This is a genomic window from Halomonas sp. AOP13-D3-9 (genome assembly GCF_052379125.1).
In the GTDB taxonomy this organism is placed as follows: Bacteria; Pseudomonadota; Gammaproteobacteria; order Pseudomonadales; family Halomonadaceae; genus Vreelandella.
Window position 1 is genome coordinate 32,898 of the sequence record NZ_JBQSYH010000022.1, and the last position, 22,919, is coordinate 55,816.

The 22,919-nt window shown below is 56.6% G+C and carries 14 protein-coding genes; 4 read left to right on the forward strand and 10 right to left on the reverse strand.

Annotated features, from left to right (window positions below; genetic code table 11):
- Positions 1 to 121 precede the first annotated feature (121 nt).
- On the reverse strand, positions 122 to 964 hold the full coding sequence (locus ACT3UM_RS20855) for an ABC transporter ATP-binding protein (protein WP_498901987.1): 843 nt from the start codon (positions 962 to 964) through the stop codon (positions 122 to 124).
- Between the two features lie 205 nt (positions 965 to 1,169).
- On the opposite strand from ACT3UM_RS20855, the gene ACT3UM_RS20860 reads away from it, so the two are divergent.
- Complete coding sequence (locus tag ACT3UM_RS20860) at positions 1,170 to 3,308, forward strand: TonB-dependent receptor (protein ID WP_498901988.1); 2,139 nt, start codon at positions 1,170 to 1,172, stop codon at positions 3,306 to 3,308.
- Between the two features lie 84 nt (positions 3,309 to 3,392).
- Here ACT3UM_RS20860 and ACT3UM_RS20865 read toward each other — a convergent pair whose 3' ends face one another.
- From ACT3UM_RS20865 to ACT3UM_RS20890, 6 genes are all read right to left on the reverse strand, one after another.
- On the reverse strand, positions 3,393 to 4,430 hold the full coding sequence (locus ACT3UM_RS20865; protein WP_498901989.1) for a FecCD family ABC transporter permease: 1,038 nt from the start codon (positions 4,428 to 4,430) through the stop codon (positions 3,393 to 3,395).
- Positions 4,427 to 5,431: a FecCD family ABC transporter permease gene (locus ACT3UM_RS20870; protein ID WP_498901990.1), complete on the reverse strand. Its 1,005-nt coding sequence runs from the start codon at positions 5,429 to 5,431 to the stop codon at positions 4,427 to 4,429. The genes ACT3UM_RS20865 and ACT3UM_RS20870 overlap by 4 nt, the downstream gene beginning before the upstream one ends.
- Positions 5,425 to 6,405 carry an ABC transporter substrate-binding protein gene (locus tag ACT3UM_RS20875; protein ID WP_498901991.1) on the reverse strand — a complete coding sequence of 327 codons (981 nt, stop codon included), beginning with the start codon at positions 6,403 to 6,405 and terminating at the stop codon, positions 5,425 to 5,427. Before ACT3UM_RS20875 ends, ACT3UM_RS20870 begins: the two co-directional genes overlap by 7 nt.
- 72 nt (positions 6,406 to 6,477) lie before the next feature.
- Positions 6,478 to 6,813: an AzlD domain-containing protein gene (locus tag ACT3UM_RS20880; protein WP_498901992.1), complete on the reverse strand. Its 336-nt coding sequence runs from the start codon at positions 6,811 to 6,813 to the stop codon at positions 6,478 to 6,480.
- The gene (locus ACT3UM_RS20885; RefSeq protein ID WP_498901993.1) at positions 6,810 to 7,550 is read right to left on the reverse strand and encodes an AzlC family ABC transporter permease; all 741 of its coding nucleotides are present in this window, start codon (positions 7,548 to 7,550) and stop codon (positions 6,810 to 6,812) included. The genes ACT3UM_RS20880 and ACT3UM_RS20885 overlap by 4 nt, the downstream gene beginning before the upstream one ends.
- Positions 7,547 to 8,077, reverse strand: coding sequence for a helix-turn-helix domain-containing protein (locus ACT3UM_RS20890; protein ID WP_498901994.1), 531 nt, complete (start codon positions 8,075 to 8,077; stop codon positions 7,547 to 7,549). The genes ACT3UM_RS20885 and ACT3UM_RS20890 overlap by 4 nt, the downstream gene beginning before the upstream one ends.
- Positions 8,078 to 8,298: 221 nt before the next feature.
- Here ACT3UM_RS20890 and ACT3UM_RS20895 point away from each other — a divergent pair, with 221 nt between their 5' ends.
- Positions 8,299 to 9,603 carry an MFS transporter gene (locus ACT3UM_RS20895; protein ID WP_498901995.1) on the forward strand — a complete coding sequence of 435 codons (1,305 nt, stop codon included), beginning with the start codon at positions 8,299 to 8,301 and terminating at the stop codon, positions 9,601 to 9,603.
- A 109-nt stretch (positions 9,604 to 9,712) separates the two neighbouring features.
- Here the strand turns inward: ACT3UM_RS20895 and sstT are convergent, their stop codons facing one another.
- On the reverse strand, positions 9,713 to 10,936 hold the full coding sequence (sstT, locus tag ACT3UM_RS20900; protein WP_498901996.1) for a serine/threonine transporter SstT: 1,224 nt from the start codon (positions 10,934 to 10,936) through the stop codon (positions 9,713 to 9,715).
- Positions 10,937 to 11,154: 218 nt separating this feature from the next.
- Between sstT and ACT3UM_RS20905 the strand changes: the two genes are divergently transcribed.
- Entirely contained in the window at positions 11,155 to 11,484 is a 330-nt protein-coding gene (locus ACT3UM_RS20905) for a hypothetical protein (protein WP_498901997.1), read from the forward strand.
- A gap of 117 nt (positions 11,485 to 11,601) precedes the next feature.
- Here ACT3UM_RS20905 and ACT3UM_RS20910 read toward each other — a convergent pair whose 3' ends face one another.
- Positions 11,602 to 11,922: a hypothetical protein gene (locus ACT3UM_RS20910; protein WP_498901998.1), complete on the reverse strand. Its 321-nt coding sequence runs from the start codon at positions 11,920 to 11,922 to the stop codon at positions 11,602 to 11,604.
- A gap of 145 nt (positions 11,923 to 12,067) precedes the next feature.
- On the reverse strand, positions 12,068 to 20,671 hold the full coding sequence (locus tag ACT3UM_RS20915) for a GH36-type glycosyl hydrolase domain-containing protein (protein WP_498901999.1): 8,604 nt from the start codon (positions 20,669 to 20,671) through the stop codon (positions 12,068 to 12,070).
- 545 nt (positions 20,672 to 21,216) lie between these two features.
- Here ACT3UM_RS20915 and ACT3UM_RS20920 point away from each other — a divergent pair.
- Entirely contained in the window at positions 21,217 to 22,866 is a 1,650-nt protein-coding gene (locus tag ACT3UM_RS20920) for a DASS family sodium-coupled anion symporter (protein WP_498902000.1), read from the forward strand.
- The last annotated feature ends 53 nt before the right edge of the window (positions 22,867 to 22,919 follow it).

Sequence of the window (22,919 nt, forward strand, 5' to 3'; positions counted from 1 at the left end):
TTAATAACACTGAGAGCAGGGCACAACTAATTACCTCTTATTATCGCCTTTCATTTTGGTGCGAGATTACCAGTACACGGGATACACCCAATTGTCAGCCCGCAGCGGGGCGTGGGTAGCTTCAGCGTTGTTGAACAACCGCATCCAACTCAGTGACGGTTTGATGTGGTTTACGCGGCACACAAATCGGACTGCCGCTTTCGGGATCGTGGATGACATGGGCATCCAGGTCGAACACGCGCTTAAGGTTAGGGGCGGTAAAAACCTCGCTAGGCGCGCCGCTGGTAACAATACGGCCATCGCACATCATCACTAAATGATCAGCGTAGGCGGCGGCCAGGTTCAGGTCGTGGAGCACCAGCAGCAGGGTGCGGCCTTTTTCATGAGCCAGGCGCGAAAGCAGCTCAAGCAAATCCACCTGTACCTTCAGATCCAGAAAGGTCGTGGGCTCATCAAGCAGGATCAGGTCGGTTTGCTGGGCCAGCACCATGGCAATCCAGCAGCGCTGGCGCTGGCCGCCGGAGAGCGCATCGACGTTGCGCTCGGCAAACTCCGTTACGTGGGTATAAGCCATGGCTTCACGAATGGCCTCGGCATCCTGCTGAGCATTTTTCTGCCATAACCCCTGGTGCGGAAAGCGGCCCATGCCCACTAACTGTTTTACGCTCAGCCCCTCGGGTGCCACTGGCCCCTGGGGCAGAATCCCCAGGCGCTTGGCGACCTCCCGCGTCTTGCTGCGATGAATATCCTTGCCATCCAAATAGACATGCCCTCCGCTAGGCGTGAGCGTGCGGGCAAGGGTTTTCAGCAGCGTCGACTTGCCACTGCCGTTGGGGCCCAACAGCACCGTGAGTTTGCCTTCCGCAATGGCGATATCCACACCATCCAGCACACGCCGAGTGTCGTAACCTGCTTGCAAGGCTTCTCCGGTCAAACGAGGAGACTGGTGAGAAGGGTGTGTCATGGCAGGGCTCATTGAGGTTGTTAACGCAGGCAGAACCGTAAGCCAAAATATTATCATTTTCAATATCTACCACTGGCAGTTAATCGCTGCTCTCACCGGTTTTCCCACGTGGAGTAGACCTTTATGTCTTTATGTGCATAATACAATCATTATCATTTAGATATGTATTACGTTTTCTGGGAATCGTTCACTCAAAAGGTAAAAAATGCGCATTAAGACTCGTCCAGTATTGTGGCTCACGGTGACGCTCGCCGGTTTGGTGGCTATCAGTCAAGCTCACGCGCAGGAGTCAACAACTGCAGAGTCACAAAGCGGCACCAGTGATGCCGACTCGACCATGGTGGTAACCGCTACCCGCAGCCACAGCGAAGCAGGTCAAACGCCACAGCGGGTAACGATCATCAGCCGTGAACAGATCGAGCAACAGCTAGCGATTACCGATGACCCGGGCCAGGTGTTCAGCAATCTGATTCCCTCTTACTCACCCAGTCGCCAAAAGCTCTCTAATGCGGGCGAAACATTCCGCGGCCGCGACGCGCTTTTTCTGATTGATGGTGTGCCGCAGTCCAACCCGCTGCGGGACAGCTCCCGGGATAGCTATACCATTGACCTTTCCATGGTGGAACGTATTGAAGTGATCCACGGGGCCAGCGCCGAGCACGGTTTAGGTGCGACCGGCGGCTTGATCAACCTGGTGACCCGGCGTGCCGAAGGCAGGGGCATTAGCCAACACGCGGGCATTAGCCTGACCATGGCTGATGATCTCCAGTCGGATGGGCTAGGCAACAAGCTGGACTACCGCATTAGCGGGCAGCAAGGCGATTGGGATTTCGTTGCCGCAGCGACGCGTCAGGAGCGCGGGGTTTTTTACGATGGCAACGATGAGGTGGTTGGTATTGCCTACCCAGGCGAGCTGCAAAACTCGGAAAGCTACGATCTTTTCGGCAAGCTGGGCTACTGGATCGACGACAACCAGAATGTTGAGTTCTCGCTGAATCACTTCGATTTGGAAGAGGGCAACGACTACGTACCGGTCACCGGAGACCGCTCCGCAGGTGTTCCCACCACGGCACGCAAAGGCCGTCGTGACGGCGAGCCTGGGTTCAACGAAGTGACCTCGGCGCGGCTTTCCTACTCTCACGCTAACTGGTTTGGCAACGAGCTGGACGCCCAAGTGTATCGTCAGCGCTTCCGTGCACGCTTTGCCACTACGCCATTTTTCCCTTATCTGGATAGTGCAGGGGATACCCAGTATGACCAGACGCGGAATGAATCTGACAAAACGGGCTCCAAATTCACCTTGAACCGTGATGGTATGCTGGATGACCGTTTGGGTGTGACAGTTGGTTTGGACATATTGGAAGACGAAACAAGCCAGATGCTGGTGCATACCGGGCGCACCTACGTGCCGGAAAGCCGCTATCGTAATTTGGCGCCTTTCCTGCAGGGCCAGTTCAAACTCGCGGATCCTCTCACGCTGCACGCCGGGGTGCGTCACGAGCATGCCGAGCTTGAGGTGGATACTTTCCAAACGATTGATCGCAGCAATGTCACCCAAGATAACGTCACCGTGGACGGTGGCAAGCCCAGCTTCGATGAAACGCTGTATAACGTCGGCTTAACCTATCAAGCCACCGACTGGGCCCAGCTGTACGCCAACTATTCGGAAGGTTTTGGCATGCCCGATGTGGGCCGGGTGCTACGCGGCATTGGCACAGCGGGCCAGGATGTGGATACCCTGCTGCAGCTGCAGCCCATCGTGACCGATAACCGTGAGATTGGCGCGCGCTTCGACTGGGATGGCTACGGGTTAGAGATCAGCTATTACGAATCCAACTCGGATTACGGCCAGCGGCTTACCGAGCAGAATGGCACCTGGGTCGGTAGCCGAGAGAAAACCGAGATCCAGGGCATTGAGATTACCGGCGACATGCAGGTGGCCGACAAGCATGACCTGTCGCTCTCTTATGCCCACACCGAAGGTAAGTCGGATCAGGATGGCGACGGTAGCGTAGATACCAAACTCACCGGTATCAATATCGCCCCGGATACGCTCAAACTGGGCTGGAGCGCTACCTGGAACGACCGTGTTTCTACGCGCTTGCAGGGTAGTTACTACTTCGATCGCAGCGTCGATAATCCTGAACTGGATTTTGACGGCTACGGCTTAGTGGATGCTTCTCTAGCTTATCGCCTGCCCACCGGCAGGGTGTCAGTGGGTATCGAAAACCTCACCGATGAAGACTACATCACCTACTACTCCCAAGCCGCACGCATCAGCGACGAGTACTACTTCACCGGGCGTGGCCGCACTTTCACGCTGGGGTACCAGCTAGATTTCTAGTCAGCCGTTTTCTACTTTCTATTTTTTATGCTCGATACTGTTTGGCGGTGCCCCGAGGGTGCCGCTTTTTTTCGTCAATCGACCCTAAACGCGAGCTCTCGATCGATGCAATAAATAGACAAAAAAGGGCGCGCCTATCCCGGCAACGAAGATGCCCGCAGGCAGGTCTTTGGGTAAAAAGGCCACTCGGCCCAGCAGGTCGGCGTAAAGCACTATCAACGCGCCGACCAGTGCTGACGCGGGCACCAGCTGTGCCATATTGCGCCCCACCAGCCTGGCTGCCAGGTGGGGGGCAATTAAGCCCACAAAGCTTAAGCTCCCTGCAAACGCCACGGCGGCACCGGCCAGCGCCACGCTGCAGGCAAGCAAGACTAAACGGCTACGCAGAATCGCCACCCCGAGTCCTTCTGCAACGGCGTCGCCTAGCGCCATGGCGTCTGCATGTCGGGCGAAGGCTAGGCTGATCGGTACCGTGATTAATAACCACGGTAACAGGCCCTGAACATCCCCCCATTGCGCTGCGTAAAGGCTGCCGGTGAGCCAGACATAGGCGGTCATGGCGGCCGAGTCATCGCTGATCACGATTAACAGGGTGGTGCCAGCGCCCATGGCGGCGGCAAGGCCAATGCCGACCAGTACCATGCGCGATGGGCTGATGCCGTTTTTCCAAGCCAAGCTAACCACCAGCAGTGCTGACACCAGCGCCCCCAGCATGGCTGCAAAGGGTAGTAAGTGGATGCTCAGTGTCGAGCTGAGCAGTGCCAGGAAGAGTACTGCCGCCAGTGCTGCGCCGCTGGTAATGCCGATCACATCCGGGGAGGCTAGCGGGTTACGCACAATGCTCTGCAGAATTGCCCCCGCTATTGCCAGTGCGGCACCGACCAGTATCGCTAATGCAATACGTGGCAGCCTTAACTCCCAAACGATAAACGTGATATCGCTATTCTGTGGAGCGGCTAGTGCGTGTAGCACCTGGGTGAACGACGTCGGAAAACTGCCTAGACAAAGCGATAGCACGGCGCTGGCTACCAATAAAAGGCTGAGCATTAGAATGCTGCGCAGTAAGCGGTTACTGTTGTTCTGCGCCTCGCTATCGAGGGTTAACGTTGCTGCTTGTCTCATTGGCCAGCCATTTTGCGTCGTGCCAGGTAGATAAAGAAGGGCGTGCCGATCAGCGCAGTCATGACGCCGACCGGTATCTCCTGGGGGGGCATTAAAAAGCGCGAGGCAAGATCGGCCAGCAGTAGCAAACAAGCCCCCAGTAGGGCGCAGGCAGGTAGCAGCCAGCGATGGTCGATGCCAAATATTCCCCGTGCCATATGGGGCACAATCAGGCCGACAAAACCGATCATGCCCGCCAGCGCCACGGAGCTGCCCGCCAGCACAATCACAATTAAGCCGAGCAGCAGCTTGATGGTGGTGGCCTGCATGCCCAGCCCCGTGACCATATCATCGCCCAGCAGCAGCGCGTTGGCGTGGCGGGTTAGCAGTGCGCTGAGGAGCAGCGCTGCGCCGAAAAGTGGCAGTAAGGGCGCTATCAATGAAAGATCGCGCCCCGACACTGAGCCCGCCAGCCAGTAGAGCACGCTTTCAAAACTTTGCTGGTCAATGACCAGTAACCCTTGGCTGAACGATACAAACATCGCCGTTACCGCTACACCTGCCAGCACAACCCGCAGCGGGGAGAGTTCTCCGTGGCGGCCGCGGCTTAACACTACTACCAGTACGGCCGCCACCAGTGCGCCCAACAGTGCGGCCCAAACGTAGTGGGCGGGCGTGTGCAGCGGCAATAGCGCAACCGCGACCACCACAAAAAACATCGCGCCAGCGTTAATGCCGAGAATGCCCGGCGATGCCAGCGGGTTGCGCGTCATGGTCTGCATCAGCGCCCCGGCAATCGCCAGGCTGGCGCCCACCAGAGTGGCGATCACCGCGCGAGGCAGGCGCTCGGTTAGCAGAATAATGTGGGCGATATTGGTCGGGTCGTAATGGGCGAGCGAGCCGAACAGAGACGATAGGGCGATCTCTGTTGTGCCTAGCATTACGCTGGCGAAAAAAGCACTCAACGCCAACAGCGCCCCAAGCAGAAGGCCAATACTTTTTGCGGCGACGCTGTTCAGCATGAAGTCGGCTCCCCATGACTGGAGGGGGCCGGCAGGCAAGCTTGATGCTGCGTCGGTTCCGGTTGCGGCAGTTTATAGTGGCTATATAGATCGTCCAGCATGGCGTTGGCCGCAAGTATGCCGCCGCCCATCATCCAACTGACCGGATCGACTTCAAAAACGCGCCCGCTTTGTACCGCTGACAGCTGTTGCCAGAGAGGGTGGGAGGCCCAGTGCCGGTAATTATCTGCAATGGCGGGGTCATCCGGTTCCAGCAGAATAAACAGGGCATCGGCATCCAGCACGGGAATGTTTTCCGTACTGGAAAGCTTCATTCCCCAGCTCTGGCTTTGCAGGGTATCCGGTTGCGCAAAGCCCAGCTCGTTCAGAATCGAGCCTGCAAAGCCGCTGGTATAGATACGCACATGGTCGCTTTTAAAGCGCACCACGGCGACTTTTTGCGGCCACTCATCGCCCAGTTTGACGGCGATCTGCTGGCGAAAATCGGCGACACGATCATCCCATTGCTCAAGGAGCTCATTTGCCTGCGCTTGGCGGCCAGTAGCATTGGCCACTATGTTCAGCGTGGTCTTGAAGTTAAACACCGTAGGCGCTGATACCGTGGGGGCAATAGCATTGAGTAGCGGCGCTATGCGCGCATGGCGAAAGTCGCTGGCAATTATCAGGTCTGGATCAAGCCAGGCAATCTTTTCCAGATTGGGTTGGGTTTCCAGCCCTACGTGTTCGACGCCATCAAGTTGGTCACGCAAGTAGCGGTACATGGGTTTTTCCAGCCATGAATTGACGACGCCAATAGGCGTCAGCCCAAGGGCTACGGCGCTGTCGGTAGCCCCCTGGTAAAGCGTCACAATGCGGGGTGATTCCGGAGGGCTGCTCGGCGTGTTGGCGGCTGCCATTAAGGGCATTAGCGCCGTCAGCGTTACTAGCAACACACACATTAAAACCTTCTTGCCATGGGTGTGTGCTTTCAACATTGATGTCACTTTACGGTTGGCCTGGAGTGAAGAGCCAGGATGATGGCATGGTGTAAAAGCTAATGCAAAGCATTACCAAATGAGGGCGGCGACCTCTACTATCCCAAACACCGCGACCCCGGCCGCCACCGGCCAGCCCAATGAGCGTACCCGCGACCATACCAGCAGCGTAACGGCAAGCCCGATGGCGGTGGCGATCCAGGAAATCGCGCTGGGATTGACCGGCACAATGGAGACCCCCAGTACGGCGGCAATCATCAGCGGGCCGAGAATGCCCAGCCACTGGGGCATGTTATTAAGACCGCTTTCGCTGTTGAGGCGGCGCTGCATCCATAAAAACGGCACTAGCCGCATCAGCAACGTGCCAAGGGCAGAAACCGCTACCGCTAGCCAAAGTGCAGTACTCATGATTCGCGCCTCCTGTTGGTGGCAAATCTTTGCGTATAGAACTGCATGGAGTAGAAGCACAGCGCGCCGCAGGCGGCGGCGAGGGGGATCGCCACGTTGCTCCAGCCAACCAGGGTCAAACAGAGTGCGGCTAGAATGGTGCAGCCCATGGCGACTGCCCAGCGCTTGTCGGTAAAGCGCGGTGCCACCATGGTCAAAAACAGCGCGGGCAGCGCGAAGGGCATAATCTCACCCAGTAGCGGCCAGCGGGCGGTAAAGGCCTCTCCCGCGGTAGCGCCCACCGCGGTGCCGATGATCCAGGCGCCCCAGGCCAGCAGCGATGCACCCACAAACCAACTAAAGCGCTTTACTTCGGGCAACTGGGGCAGCCGGGTTAAGGCCAGGGCAAAGACCTGATCGGTGAGGCCGTGCATTAGCCAGGGCCAGTGACGGCTGCGCGGCAACAGTCCTGCCAAATTTGGGCCGTAGACCACATGGCGAACGTTAATCAGCAGCGTCATCGCCACCACCAGCCACAGCGGTGCGCCGGTGGCGATCATGCCCACAAACAGGAACTGCGAGGCGCCGGCGTAAATTAGCGCTGAAATAGCCGTGGCCTCCAGGGTGCTAAAGCCTGCCTGGGTGGCCACCAAGCCAAACGACAGCGCCACCGGAATGTAGCCGCCGAGTAGCGGGATAGCTTCTCGCACGCCCTGTAGCGCGCTGCGCAGTGGAGAGTGGCTGGTACCTTGGCTCATGGGGTTTGGCCTTCTGCACCGTAGGTGATGGTCATTATCAACGTAGCCTCCGCTGCTTGAGTACGGTAAAGATGTGGCTGGTCGGCGGGGAAGGTTACGGTGTTCCCCGGCGTTAGCTGCGTTGTGTCGCCTTCTGGCCCCGCTTCCAGCCAACCGCTAATTAGCGTAAGCGATTCACGGGTGCCCGGCGTATGAGCTTCAGCATGGCGCAACGTATGCGGCGCGCAGCGCATCCAATAGGCGTCCACCTGGGGGGAGTCCTTGCCTTGGTCAATTAAGCGCACTTGCACACCATCTTCACCCAGCGGAACGTTGATCGGCGCGACCAAGGTGCCGAAAGGTACATTAAGTCGCACCGCCAGCCGCCAGATGGTGTCTATGGTCGGATTACCGTTGCCTTGCTCAAGGCGACACAGATTGGATTTGGCGATGCCCGCCTCATTGGCCAACTGCGACAGTGACCAGCCCCGCTCAAGGCGCAGTGCTTGAAGGTGCTGGCCCAGCGTGTTGAGTGAGAGCTTGTCCATGAGGCTGCCCGCCGTTCTTTGTCGTGGTTAATGTACCGTTCTGTATATAGAACGTTCTATATAAAGAACACTCGCCTGTCAATGATCTCATCTGCCAGCGTCACCGCTTGCTAACGCCGCGACCTGTTGGCAATGGATGCGCGCCGTTAAGTGGCACTCTTTATGCATCGACTTAAGCTAAGAAGAATATTTAGGTGAAGAACTTGCGACGAGGAAACGCAATGCGTTCATTGGCAATGCTTCAACCGGTTAAATCGATTTTGCGCAGTGTCGCGCTTTTGCTGTTGGGCAACGGTCTGCTTAACACGTTGCTTACACTGCGCGGTACGGCGGAAGGTTTCTCCAGCGCGCTGCTGGGGTTAATTATGTCCGGTTACTTTGTTGGTTTTATCTGCGGCACCTGGGGGAGCGGACGGTTAATTAGGCGCATGGGGCATATTCGTACCTTCGGCTTCTGCGCCTCCATTTGCTCGTCGGTGGCGCTGCTGCACCTGGTGTTTATCAACCCGTGGGTATGGCTACCCTTGCGGGTGATCTATGGGCTTGCGTTTATTACCTTAATTACCGTGATCGAAAGCTGGTTGAATAGCCAAGCCGCCAGCCATGAACGGGGGCGTATTTTTGCGGTATACATGGTGGTTAACCTGGGCGCCTTGGCACTGGCCCAGCAGTTGCTGCGCCTCTCTTCACCGGAAGGGTTTTTGCTCTTTGTGGTGATCGCTATTTTGATCAGTTGGGCGCTGTTACCCATCACCATGACCCGTCGCGTGCAGCCCAAAATACCTGAGCGGCCAAAAAGTAGCCTGCGCGCGTTGTTAGGCTTTGCGCCATTGGCGGTGGCTTCCGCCGCGTTGTCGGGGCTTGCCATGGGCGCCTTTTGGTCGATGACCCCGATATACGCGACTCAGTTGGGGTTTGATATTGGCGGTGTTGGCTTGGTAATGAGCGTGGCGATTATTGGCGGAGCGCTGCTACAGATTCCCATTGGGCGCTTCTCCGATAAACACGACCGCCCTAAGGTGATGATCTGGGTGGTACTGCTTGCGGCATTGATCGCCGCGGCCATGCCCTTTGCGCCTAGCCACGAGTTGCTGCTGGGGCTCTATTTTATCTGGGGTGGCTTGGCATTTTCGCTCTACCCGCTGGCGGTAGCGCAGTTGATCGACCAGCTTCACCCAGATGAAATTGTCTCCGGCTCGGCGGATATGCTGGTAATGCACGGCGCGGGCTGTGCCGTGGCGCCGATAGCGGCGGGGTCGCTGATGAGCGTAGTGGGTAGTCATGGTCTGCCGCTCTATATTGCCTGTGTGTTCACCTTGCTGGGTATCTACGCGCTGTATCGCCGCCGCCGCGTCAGGGCAGTGGTCACGCATACCGCGCACTTTGAGCCGATGGTGCAAAGTAGTGCAGAGGTGTTGGAAATGATCTTCGATGATACCCAGCGCGACCTATTTGATGACCCGAGTTTTTATGAAGAGGATGAACGGGAGCGTTTGGCGAGGCTGGTCAAAACATCCACCGGTTAATGTGGGAGCGTAGTGAAGACCAGTAGTGGGGAACAGCAGTGGGGAGCAATAGTGGAGAAAAGTACGCGGGGAGTGGTTGTGATAAGCAGCCACTCCCCAGGGCGAACGCTTAAGGGCGTTTCGCCTCTTGCGACTGGCAGGCGGCGGCGGTGAACAGCACATCGGTCGAGGAGTTGAGCGCGGTTTCGGTGGAGTCCTGCACCACGCTGATCACAAAACCAATCGCTACCGCCTGCATAGCCACTTCTGTAGAGATTCCGAACAGGCTGGCAGCCATGGGTATCAGCATCAGTGAACCGCCCGCCACGCCGGAAACACCGCAGGCTGCCAGCGCTGACACCACACACAGCAGCAGTGCTGTGGGGAAGTCAACGCTAATACCCAGGGTATGCGTAGTCGCCAAGGTGATCACCGTAATCGTAATGGCCGCGCCGCACATATTGATCGTCGCGCCCAGCGGAATGGATATGGAGTAGGTGTCCGGGTCGAGTTTCAGGCGGCGGCACAGCTCCAGGTTGACCGGGATATTGGCTGCCGAGCTGCGGGTGAAAAAGGCGGTAATGGCACTGCCCCGCAGGCAGGTAAACACCAGTGGATAAGGGTTTTGCCGGGTGGTGAAGTAAACCAACAGCGGATTACTCACTAGCGCGACAAACAGCATGCAGCCCACAATCACACCCAGCAGCTGGGCGTAGTTGAGCAACGACGCAACGCCGGATTCCGCCAGGGTGCCAGCTACCAAGCCAAAGATACCCAGCGGCGCCAAACGAATCACCAGCGTGACGATGCGGGTGACCGCCGTGGATAAATCACTCAGCGCTTCGCGGGTAGTGTCGCTGGCTTGGCGCAGCGCCAAGCCCAGACCGATGGCCCAGGCCAAAATAGCGATAAAGTTAGCTTCCATCAGCGCGCTAACCGGGTTGGCCACCGCGTTCAACAGCAGGTCGCGCAGAACGCTAAAAATATCCCCGGGTGGGTTGCCGTCAACCTGGCTTGCATTCAATGAAAGCTCGGTGGGAAATAGAAAGCTGGCTGCCACTGCAATTAATGCAGCGATCAATGTGCCCACTACATACAGTACCAGCACGGGGCGAATGTGGGTCGGCTGGCCTTTTTGATGAGCAGAGATCGCAGCGGCTACCAGTACAAACACCAAAATGGGCGCCACCGCCTGCAATGCGGCGATAAAGAGCTGGCCAAGTAGGGCGACATCGCTTGCAACGCCCGGTGCAAACAGGGCGAGCACTACCCCGGCAACAATACCGATTAAAATCTGCGGGATAAGGCCCAGCCGTATAAGTGGCCGGAAAACGGTGCGGGCGGTGGCGATCATGGCGCAACTCTCAGGTAGTAAAAGGTGGGTGGCGTGGCGGCGTTTAGCCGCTAACGCGCTTGAAAGGGGCGGTATTCTACCAGCTACAAGCATGACGCGGGCGACTAGGTAAAAAAACGCGCAGGCTATATACTGCGCCTGCCGTTGAGTGTGAATAATCGTCTGGCACTTAGCCCGCAACTTGCTGTTTGCTCCTAAAAAAACCAGGGAACTTTCCAATGCGAATCAGAACGTTGTTAATTGCGTTTGTTGCGCTATGTGCCTCATCACTGGCGATGGCCGATGACTACTATGTGGATGTCACCAACCGGACGGGTTACACCATCTACTATATGTATGTGAGCCCAGGAAACTCGAAAAGCTGGGAAGAGGACGTGCTGGGTAACGATGTATTAATGAGCGGCGACACCCAGCGAGTTACGCTATCGGGCTATACCAACCCCATTTTTGATATTCGCTTAGTTGATGAGGATGAGGACAGTTATACCTTCTGGAACGTGGATGTCTCAACAGAAGACCTCATCGTCACGGTGGATCACTTGGACTAACGTCTGTATTCATGCAATAAAAATACCCCTGCCTCATGAGAGGGCAGGGGCATTAGTACAGGGCATTGGTAAATGATGCTAGGTGCCTTGGCGATCTAGGCTTTAATAGCCTTTAGGTCAAGCCGCCACGACCTCGAGAGCTGCAGGAGTGGTTTTTTGCGGCTTGCCGATGGTTTCGTCGTTATCCGCAGATAGCTCACTGCTGCCAACCATCTCCGTATACCCACGCTGTGTTAAAGCAAGCACTTCAGGGGAAGTGCCCCACTTCATCAACATCTCATCCAGTACTTGATCCGCTTTTTCAGCTTGACCCCAGCGGGTTAGCAGTTGGGCTACGGCGTAGTCGCACTCGGGGGTATCGAACAGTTCATCCTTGATGTCTTGAATGGCGATATGAAGACCCGCCTGGGAAAGGTCGTTTGATGTTTCGCTATGCATATCACGGCTCCGTGTGATTGCGAATGGGACGGCGGTTAAACTGGCAGAACCACCTGAAGATAAATGGCACGCTTAGCGTGCGAGATTGAGACTAATATAGCCGTGAGTAAGAAGCAAATGTGAAAAATGGCTGACAAACAGTTAGTTAATATGGGTTATGTGATCGATGAATAAACACCTCAAGCTGGTGGTGTTGGCCATCCAGTGGGACACGTACCTCTCCTTGCTGGAGTGTGAGGTGACGGCCATCAAGTTGTGCGTTAAGCGCCTCATCGGTGGTGGTAACCTTAACCGCGTAGTGGGTATCGGCAACGTTCAGCGTTGCGCTAAAACCTGGCCAGTCATGGGGAAGGCAGGGGGCAATCACCAGCCAGCCACCTTCCCGACGGATACCCAGAATGCCCTCAATACCGGCACGGTACATCCAACCCGCTGAGCCCGTGTACCAAGTCCAGCCGCCACGCCCCGTGTGAGGCGCAACAGAATAGACATCCGCGGCGACCACATAGGGTTCGACGTGATAACGAGCGGCTTCTTCGGCGGTGCGGGCATGATTGATCGGGTTGAGTAGCGCAAAAAGCGCATGCGCTTTGCTGCCCTCGCCGAGCTTGGCAAAGGCGAGAATTGCCCACATCGCGGCGTGGCTATATTGCCCACCGTTTTCGCGCATGCCGGGCGGGTAGCCGCCGATATAGCCAGGGTCGCGCTGGGGCTGATCGAAGGGGGGCCAAAACAGCAGTGCAAGTTGCTCATCGTGCCTGATCAGCTCGCGCTCCAGTGACGCCATGGCGAGGGCTGCGCGGTTGGGGGCTGCTGCCCCCGAGAGTACCGCCCAAGTCTGGGCAATCGAATCAATTTGGCAGGCGTCGCTCTCTTTGCTACCCAGCCAAGTGCCGTCATCGAAGGTCGCCCGTCGGTACCACTGGCCATCCCAGGCGTTGCTTTCCAGCGCACCGCGCAACGCAGTGATATGGGCACGCCAACGCTTAGCGCGTGGTGTATCTGGTGTGGCTGAAGGCGCTTGTTTTTCGTACTGCTGGGCATAGGGTAGAAACAGTTCCAGGGTATGCACCAGCAGCCAGCCAAGCCATACGCTTTCGCCTTCGCCCGCTTCGCCAACGCGGTTCATGCCATCGTTCCAATCGCCGCCACCGATCAGCGGCAAACCGTGCTCGCCGGAAAGCGATATGCACTGATCTAAGCCACGGGCGCAGTGCTCAAACAGCGAGGCGGTTTCCGCTGCAATCATCGGTTGGAAAAAACTGTCGTGCTCGCCAGGGGCTAATTCAGCGCCTTCCAGAAAGCTTACCGGCTCCTCCAGCACGGCGGCGTCGTGGGAGGTTGCGATATAGCGGGCGCAGGCATAGGCCAGCCACACCCGGTCATCGGAAATACGCGTTCGCACCCCTTGTCCTGAGTGGGGCAGCCACCAGTGCTGAACATCGCCTTCAACAAACTGGCGGGAAGCGGCACGCAGTAAGTGCTCGCGAGTGGTGTCGGGGCTAGTGAACGTTAACGCCATACCGTCCTGCAACTGGTCGCGGAAACCATAGGCGCCGCTGGCTTGATAGAACCCTGAGCGCGCGGTAATTCGGCAGGCAATGGTTTGGTACATCAACCAGCCGTTAAGCATGATGTCCATGGCGCGATCAGGGGTGGCCACTTGTACCGCGTTAAGCAGCGTTTGCCAGTGCGCAGTGACCAGCGCAAGCTCGGCGTCAATATCCGCCTGGCGATACCGCGCAATCAGTGATTTCGCTTCAGTAGTTGAGCTGCACTGCCCCATTAATACAACGATATCGACGCTTTGACCTACCCCTAGCGTTACGCCACGATTAAGCGCGGCGCAAGGATCCAACCCCGCACCGTGAGCCCCAGAAAGCGGCGTTTTGCTGCGTAGCCCCGCTGGCGCTGCCAGGCTGCCGCCGTGGCCGATAAATTCGCGGCGGTCAGCCGTCCAGGAAGTGGGCTGAGTGCCTATATCCAGAAAGGCTACCCGGCCTGGAAAATTTATATTCCAGGGGTTCTCGACCAGCAGCGCGCCGCTATCGGCATCTGGGTGCGAGATAAGAAAAGGGGCTGAGCCACTGCGCGAGGTACCCAGTACCCATTCGGCATAAGCCGTCACGGAGAGCATACGTGGACGCCCGGAGTGATTGCTAAGACGTAGTCGCGACACCCTAAGTGGGGCTTCTAGCGGTACGAAGTGCAGCAGCTCCAGGGCAATCCCATCCGCTTGATGCTCGAACTGACTATAACCGAAGCCGTGCCGCGCTATGTAGCGGCCATGATCGCGTACAGGGCGGGCAGTGGCGGTGTAAAGGGCCATCGACTCTTCATCACGGACATAGATCACATCGCCACTCGGATCCACAACAGGGTCGTTCGACCACGTTGTCAGCTGGTTTTCGCGGCTGTTATCCGCCCATACATAGCCGGCGCCTTCTGCGGACACCTGAAAGCCGAAGCCCGCGTTGGCGATCACGTTAATCCATGGCGCGGGGGTGGAGCTTCCCGCCTCAAGCACCGTTACATACTCGCGGCCATCCTGGGCAAAGCCGCCCAACCCATTAAAAAACTCAAGTGCCGGGAGAGGCGTCTCACTGATATTGAGCGGAGTGTGTTTGGGTAGGGGACGTTTGATAAACGATTGGAGCTGCGTTGGTGTGCGGAGTGCGGGCAGTGTCAGGGCTAACTGGTTCGCTATGCTGCCGCGATAGGCCATTAACGCGACGCATGCGATCGACTGAAGCTGTGTGCGCACTTCCAAACTCATCAGGTCGGCACGCAGTGCAATCACAGTGCCCTGAGCGAAATCCTTTTTAAAACGAGGCTGGGTTTGGCTGCTAAGCACGGCGGTTTCAATGGCTTGCTGTAGATCCTGAATATAGGAGGAGGAGCGTTCATTGATAATCACCACATCCACGCCTAGCCGCTTCATGCGCCAATATTCGTGGGCGCGCAGTAGCTGGCGTACCTGGCCAATGTCATCAATGCTATCGATGCGCATCAGAATAATTGGCAGATCACCGGAAATACCGTGTTGCCAGAGCTGTGACTGTGGCCCGGCGCCGCGCTCAATGGCCACGGCAGGCGCTCGAAAGCGGGCATCAGGGTAAAGAATCGGGGCGGCCAAACGCTGAAAGTCGGCGGCCTCTTCAGGCTGAATGCCTAAATGACGAAGCTGAACCTGTGCCTGGGTCCAGGCAAGGGTCTTGGCGCGCTCAAAAGCACTGCGGTCGTGATGTTTGTCGATCAGATCCATCAGTGCTTCACGGGAGGAGGCGACTACCGTCCAGTAAGCAATTCGGGTGGCTTTTCCAGGCGCCACGCGCAGGCAGTAACGCAGTGCAAAAATAGGATCCAGCACGCTACCGACACTGCTCGAAAGGTGCTGCCCCTCTGCCAGCGCTGAGGCGTGCAGCATGCTTCGGCCGCGGCCTAAAAACTGGGCACGGTCAGTCTCGAACTCCAGCTTGCCCACAATGTCGCCCTCTACCACCGCAAAGTGAGCCGCCCACACCTGCTCTTCATCGGGCGAGCGCCGCCGCCTTGTGGCTATCAGCGCGTTGAAGGCTTCCAGATACTCGGTCACCACAAACATTTTGGCAAAGGCGGGGTGCGCATTGTCGGCACTGGGGCTGGTCAAGACTAATTCTGAATAGGAGGTAAGCGTGATGTCGCGGGGGTGACGACTGTTGTTAGTGAGCGAGAGGTGGCGAACTTCGCAGTCGTCTTCGCCGGAAACCAGCACCTCCATGTGACTGGTGATATCATCGTGACGATGGGTATAGCGAGCATAATCCTCGGCAAATATCGCATAGCTATGGTCATCATTACCGTCGGTTGGGTGTGCCGCCGTTTGTCCTGTGGCGGTCCACACGCCGGGGTGTTGGCTGTCGCGTAGAAAAATAAAGCTGCCTAAGTGGTCGCGGGTGGCGTCCGGCTGCCAGCGGCTAATGGCAATGTTACGCCACCTGCTGTAGCCCCCGCCGGTGGCCGTTAGCATCACCGAATAGCAGCCGTTGGAGAGTAAATGGGTAACGGGCGGGCCACCGGCGACCATTGAGGCGCGGCGAATGGTTTGGGCCTCGTTAATACTCTGGCTGGCCGTTGACTTCACTTCTTCCGCGCGGGGGTGGGCGATCGCCACGTTACGGGGAACCCGCTCTTGGAGCAGTAGCTCACTGGCTTGAATCATTGGCTCGCGGTGAAAACGGGCGCGCATTTGGCCGTGGTGCAGAGTGTTAGCGATGGCCACGATGGTCATGCCCTGATGGTGGGCCATAAAACTACGCACAATCACCACGCTTTCCCCAGCGGGCAGCCGCGAACGAGTGAAATCAAGCGCTTCATAGAAGCCGTAGCGGCCTAGTGCGCCCATCTCCGTTAAGCGTTTGAAATTGCGGCAGGCGCCGCTGGGGTCAACCATGGTGGCCAGGCCTGTGGCGTAAGGTGCAATCACCAAGTCAGCGGATAGCCCCCGTTTGAGCCCTAAACCCGGCACCCCAAAATTAGAGTATTGATAGGTGAATTCCATATCCCGGGCGTTATAAGCCGATTCAGAAATACCCCAGGGCGCGGAGAGCTGGGCAGCGTAGGTCTCTTGACGTTTCACCACCAGCCGGTTGGTTTGCTCCAGCAGGCTGCCGCCCGGCGCGCGCATCACCAGCGATGGCATCAGGTATTCAAACATCGACCCCGACCAGGAAATCAGCGCCGAGCCAAAGGTAACCGGCGTGGCAGCACGCCCTAGCCTGAACCAGTGGCGGGTGGGAATATCACCTTTGGCAATTGCAAACAGACTGGCCAGCCGTGCCTCGGAAGCCAGCAGATCGTAGCAGCTGGTATCCAGGCAGTTGTCGTCCAGTGAATAACCAATCGACAGCAGTTGGCGCTCACTATTGAACAGGAAAGCGAAATCCATGCCCAGTGCTAGGCGTCGCGTTGAATCCGCAAGCTGTTGCAGCCGCAGGGCGAGTGCACACTCTTCAAGGCTTGGCTGGGTTTCTCGGTCATGGCAGTGTTGCGCTACTGAGGCGTGCAATGCTTGCAACCAAAACAGCAGGTCTTCGCTATGGGGGTCGCTATGTTCGTTGAGAGGCATGCGCGCCAGCGTTAAGGTGCTATCGGTCAACGTGGCGATATTTGCCAAGCATACCGATGGCATCGCTTCACCCTTCAACTCAGCGTCTATGGCTTCCAACTGCAGGCTAAGTTGAACCGTGAACTTTTCCGACAAGGTTGATGCTTGCTTGAGCGTTTGACGGGCCAGGTTTAGCGTGTCGACTATGCCTGCCCGCGGGTCAGCTAGATAGCCTGTCGCCTGCCAGGTTTCGCAGGCATTGGCGATAACGATAAGATGCCCGGCGAGATTGCCGCTATCCACCGTAGATACATAGCGGGGGGTAAGCGGGTGTAGGTCGTGGGTGGCATACCAGTTGTAAAAGTGCCCCCGATAGCGGGGTAGTCCCAGCATCACACCCAGCGTTGCTTCCAGTCGTTCAAGCGTTTCATGGGTGCCAATCCAGCCGAAATCCCGTGCGGCCAGGGTGGAGAGTAGATAGAGCCCCATATTGGTAGGCGAGGTGCGCTGGGCGAGGACGGGCTGCGGATCTTCTTGAAAGTTATCCGGCGGTAAGCGGTTATCTGTGGTGGTTACAAAGGTTTCGAAATAGCGCCAGGTTCGCCGTGCAATTGCCCTTAGCTCAATGGCTTCTTCTGCCGAGATGGTGGGTTGAACAACAACGCTTGTGCTGCTGCTCAACCAAGCTGCCACTGCCGGAGCAGCCAACCAAAGCAGCGCCATGGGCAGTGCGATTGGCCATGTGTGGCTGGCTGTCCAGAGCGCACTGATAGCCACCGCTAGCCCCAGTAAGGTGCCGGGTGCCATGCGCTGGTAGAAGCCCAATATCGTTAGCGGCGGGCTTTTCATCGACTGGGCGGCAGACGTCCACTCAAGCAGACGCCGGTGGGTGATCAGCACACGAACTAAGGTTCTGGCGATGGCGTCCAGCATGCGCCATGCTTGGTCGGGCAAAAAAATGATCAGTAGCAAAATTTGTACGCTACCCAGCTTTAGCTCGTCAAACCAAAGGTGGTAATGGTGGCGTAGTTTTGCCCACGCACGGAAGGGGACGATTGAGGCTGTCAGGGAGAGCAGCACCGGTGCGCCCACAACGGCAAGTAGCAGCAGCGTACTGGTGATGGCCATGCTCAGCGGCAATTGCCAGCTAACGGCAAGGCTTGCCAGGAGTAATGGTGGCGTCACTGAGCGGCGCAGGTTGCCGAGCATTTTTAGGCGCCCAGTCAGCGGTAGCGCAGAGGCTATGAGCCAGGGAAGCAACTGCCAGTCGCCGCGTGTCCAGCGGTGTTGGCGCTTGGCGGCCACGTCATAACGGGCTGGGAAGTCTTCAATCACTTCGATATCGGAGGCAAGCCCCGCACGGGCAAATACACCTTCAAACAAATCGTGACTGAGCAGGCTATTATCGGGCACCCGGCCAGCTAGCGATGCTTCAAAGGCATCAATCTCATATATACCTTTACCGGCGAAGGAGCCTTCACCGACCAGATCCTGGTAAAGATCTGAGATAGCAGCGGCGTAAGGGTCGATGCCCCCTGGTGCCGAGAATAACCGCTGATAAATAGAGCCTTCGCCCCCGGCGGGCAGCGATGGAGTGACGCGAGGCTGCAGTATCGCGTATCCCTCCACTACTCGGCGTAGCTTTAGATCCACACGTGGCTGGTTTAACGGATGCGCCATTTTACCGATCAACCGGCTTGCCGCGCCCCGGGGTAGGCGGGTGTCAGCGTCCAAAGTGATGACGTAGCGCACGTCCCTGGGTAGCGTCGGCGGGTCGATAAAGGTGGTATCCGTTGCGCCGCGTAGCAAGCGGTTTAGCTCATGTAGCTTGCCACGCTTACGCTCCCAACCCATCCAGGTATTCTCGCTTGCGTTAAATACCCGCCGCCGGTACAGCAGAAAGAAACGTTTATCGCTATCGAGGGCGAGAGGACAATAACGCTTATTTAACTGCTCCACCGCTACTTGAGCTGCCGTTAACAGCGCGGCTTCATGGAGTAACTCCGCCTTGGAAGCATCCACGCCGTCAAGCAGCAGCGCATAGCCAAGCGCTCCCTCACCGCTGGATAAATGGTGCACTTCAAGGCGCTCAATCTGTTCGCGCAGGTCTTCTTCACTGGTCAGCAGTGTAGGCACTGCAACCAGTGTTCGTAGCTGGGTCGGAACCTCTTTGGAGAGATCCAGGCTAGGCAGCGGCTGAGCGTCGATAGAGTAGATAATCAGTCGGTTAACGATCAGCGTTGCCACTTCCATAATGGGCAGAAAACCGAACGCACCCAGCAGCATCAGCCAGGGTAACGGCACCTCGCCGATCGCCAGTGGCAGCGAAAGTAGCATTACGCCCGCCAGCAGCATTAGGCACAGCGTCACCGCGGCCATCATCACGATATAGCTACGAATGCCATGGTGAATGAGGGTGCGGCGCAGGCGCTGACGATAGGAAGGTTTAAACGCGATCTGGTGTTCAAGCTTTGCGCGACCTGAGCCAATCAAGAAATAGCCAGGGTCGCCCAGGCGGGCAGCTTGGATAAGATCGCCATTACTGGCCAGTGCCTGGTGGGACAAAGCGAGCGTCGCTTCCACTACCTCAAGCTCGCTGTATTGAGAGCCTCGGGCAAGCTGCTCTACGGCACTGCGATACTGATTGCGGGTGGGGAAGTCGAGCTGGTCAAAGTTGCTCTGCTGGCTTAGCCGCTTATCCACCAAGCTGACACTCTCAAACAGCTCGGCCCAGTCGATACTGGAAACAAAGCGCATGCTGGTAATGATATTGCGCACGCTAACGTTGGCGGCGCCCTGGCGCTGCTGGGCGTTTTGAACCATCTCGTCGATGGTTACACCCTGGTGGCTAAGCTGCTCATCAAGCCAACCCGCTAGGGGACTGCTGCGCGGGTCTAAACCACGTAGCCGTTTAGCAAGCTGTGCGGTGAAGGGTTCTGCCAGCGGCTCTGTGTGAAAGTTAACAGTGCGGGTCTGCATGTTAAAGCCGTGACCTGCCTGGGGCATTGGTTGATCGGCTGGTGCTAGCCATTTAGCCGCCAATGTATCGGCTTCATCCCTTGCCGTTTGTTCGCTGATGATTTGGTCGGCAAGTCGTCGCAGGTTTTCAATCAGTACAATACGCAGCGTGATCGCAACCGCCCATAGCTCGCCAATAGTCAGTGGCTGAACACGCTGATAAGCGGTTATAAAGTTTTGCAAATTATCCAGGTCAATATGGCTGTCGGTATGTGCGACAAAGGCCCAGGCGATACCGAACACCCTGGGGTACCCTGCAAAAGGACCCTTGGCTAACTTCGGTAACTGGCGGTAATAACCGGGGGGAAGGTCACTGCGTATCTCACGAATTTGAGCTTCAATCAGATGGTAATTGTCGAGCAGCCATGCAGCAGCAGGCACAATATCGTGGCCGTTTGCCAGCGCTGTCGCGCTGTCGCGATAAACGACCAACAGTGTTTTAGCGTTATCGTTGAGACGCCGTGTTAACGAGGCTACCTTGGGTGGCGAGTTAGTGACTTTTTGAGCAAGTGCTAAACTGCCGGCATGCTGTTCAAGCCGTTCTGCGCTAAAGAGTTCCTCTCTAACGGTGGCGGTGGAATTCCACGGCGCTACAAACGCACTATGCTTACGCACATAACGGAAAAATTGATTCACAGATTCCATCCTGGTGGCAGTGCGATTTTTTTAGCCGCACAAGCGGAGCTTCCTTACCAGAACAATGGTCGTGCTGAGGGGGTAAGTCCGTTCGATACCGCACATTGCGCTTATTAATTGGCTTCGGTAAACCCTGAAGATCACTTTGTTAAAGGCTTTTGTTACAAATTGGTCTATTTATTTGGCTTTATATCTGCGCAGCGTCCAATAACAAAAGCGCAAAGTATCACTTGGTCGGCGGCAATGTTCTGGTTATGCAACGTCTGTGCGATCAAGCACTCGGTTCTTCTCAGCGGGTATAGATAATTTTAAATGAATAGTCATGCCAACATACGTAGTTCATACGCCTATGTCTCTGTTAGCATTTGCTAATAATTACAACCAAAGGTTGTTAGACTTTGGTTGTAATTATGGGCAAATAACTGGACTAATTGCCTATTGCAGTTAATAAAGGGCGCCAAAGGAGGTTCTGCGTTGCCCATCGGGTGCTTATTTGCCTGGATGCCGACCCTCGATGTGTTCTTTTCACTCTGACCGTAAGTGGCGCAAATTGTATGCATAAAACTGCCCTGACAACGGTATGGGACCAGCTATGGCACTCCCACTACCAAGCCAAAAACCTATTGATGTGCGCGCTGCCAACGGGTGGGGCCGCCAACGCCGCGGCTTCCAATGCCAAGCGCAACCCTTCTCCTCAACCTAAGCCGCCTGCCTACACGACTCCTCAGAAGGTTGGCTTAGTGCTTGGCCCGCTGCTGTTCGCGTTGGTTGCGCTGTTTTTTCACCCTGAAGACTTAAGCGTTGAAGGGCGCATGGTGCTGGCCACTACCTTGTGGGTAGCGGTGTGGTGGATCACCGAAGCCATTCCTATTCCCGCCACCTCGCTTCTGCCTATTGTGCTGTTGCCGATTACCGGCGCGCTGGAGGGCAGTACGGTGACGGCCGCTTATGGCAATCCGATTATTTTCCTGTTTTTGGGCGGTTTTATGATTGCCCTGGCAATGGAAAAGTGGGATTTGCACAAGCGTATCGCGCTGTCGATTATCGCCGTGCTAGGTACCAGCATTAACAGCATTGTATTCGGCTTTATGGCCGCGACCGGCTTTTTGTCGATGTGGGTCTCCAACACCGCGTCGGTCATGATGATGCTGCCTATTGGTACCGCTATCGTGTACCAGGTTAGCCAGGAACTGGCGAAAAGTGACGGCGATCACAGTGCCGAAATCGATAAATTCAGCAAAGCGCTGATTTTTGGTATCGGGTACGGCGGTACCATTGGTGGTTTAGGTACGCTGATTGGCACCCCGCCTAATATTATTCTTGCCGCGATAGTGAACGAGCTGTTTGGCATCGAGATTTCTTTCGCCGGCTGGCTGATGTTCGCTTTTCCTGTTGTGTTGGTGCTGCTTTTTAGCGCCTGGCTACTACTGACGCGGGTGTTTTTCCGCATTGAGTTTAGCCATTTGCCGGGTGGCCGAGAGCTTATCAATAAGGAAAAAGCGGCCCTGGGTAACACCAGTTTTGAAGAGAAAGCGGTGTTGGCCGTTTTCCTGTTTGCGGCCTTTATGTGGATCACCCGGTCGTTTTTGTGGCAGGGACAGATCATTAATATCCCCGGCATTAACGACACCATGATCGCCATCGTCGCGGCGCTCCTGCTGTTTTTGATCCCTTCCAAAAACAAAGGTGGCTGCCTGCTGGGTTGGGATATCGCCAAAGATGTACCTTGGGGTATTTTGCTACTGTTCGGCGGCGGTTTAGCGATTGCCGCGGGCTTTGGCTCATCCGGTCTGGCGGAGTGGATCGGTGGGCAGATGAGTGTGCTGGAAGGCGTCAACTTCCTGCTGGTCATTCTGCTGGCGACCGGCATGGTGCTGTTCTTAACCGAAATCACCTCGAATACTGCCACAGCAACCATGATCCTACCGGTGCTGGCGTCACTGGCACTGGCGCTGGATATCCATCCTTTTGTACTGATGGTTCCAGCCGCGATGGCTGCTAACTGTGCCTTTATGCTGCCTGTGGGTACCCCGCCTAACGCGATTATCTTCGCTACAGGTAAAATCACAATTTTAGAGATGGTGCGTACCGGCTTCTGGATCAACATCATTGCAATGCTGCTGATTGTGGCAGCGGTATATTTCATGCTGCCACTTATGTGGGGGGTTGACCTCACCAGCTACCCTGACGCCTTCCGTCGTTAGTAAGATTTTATAGCATCGCCTAGCCCCGCCCGTGTGCGGGGCTTTTTTTTGCT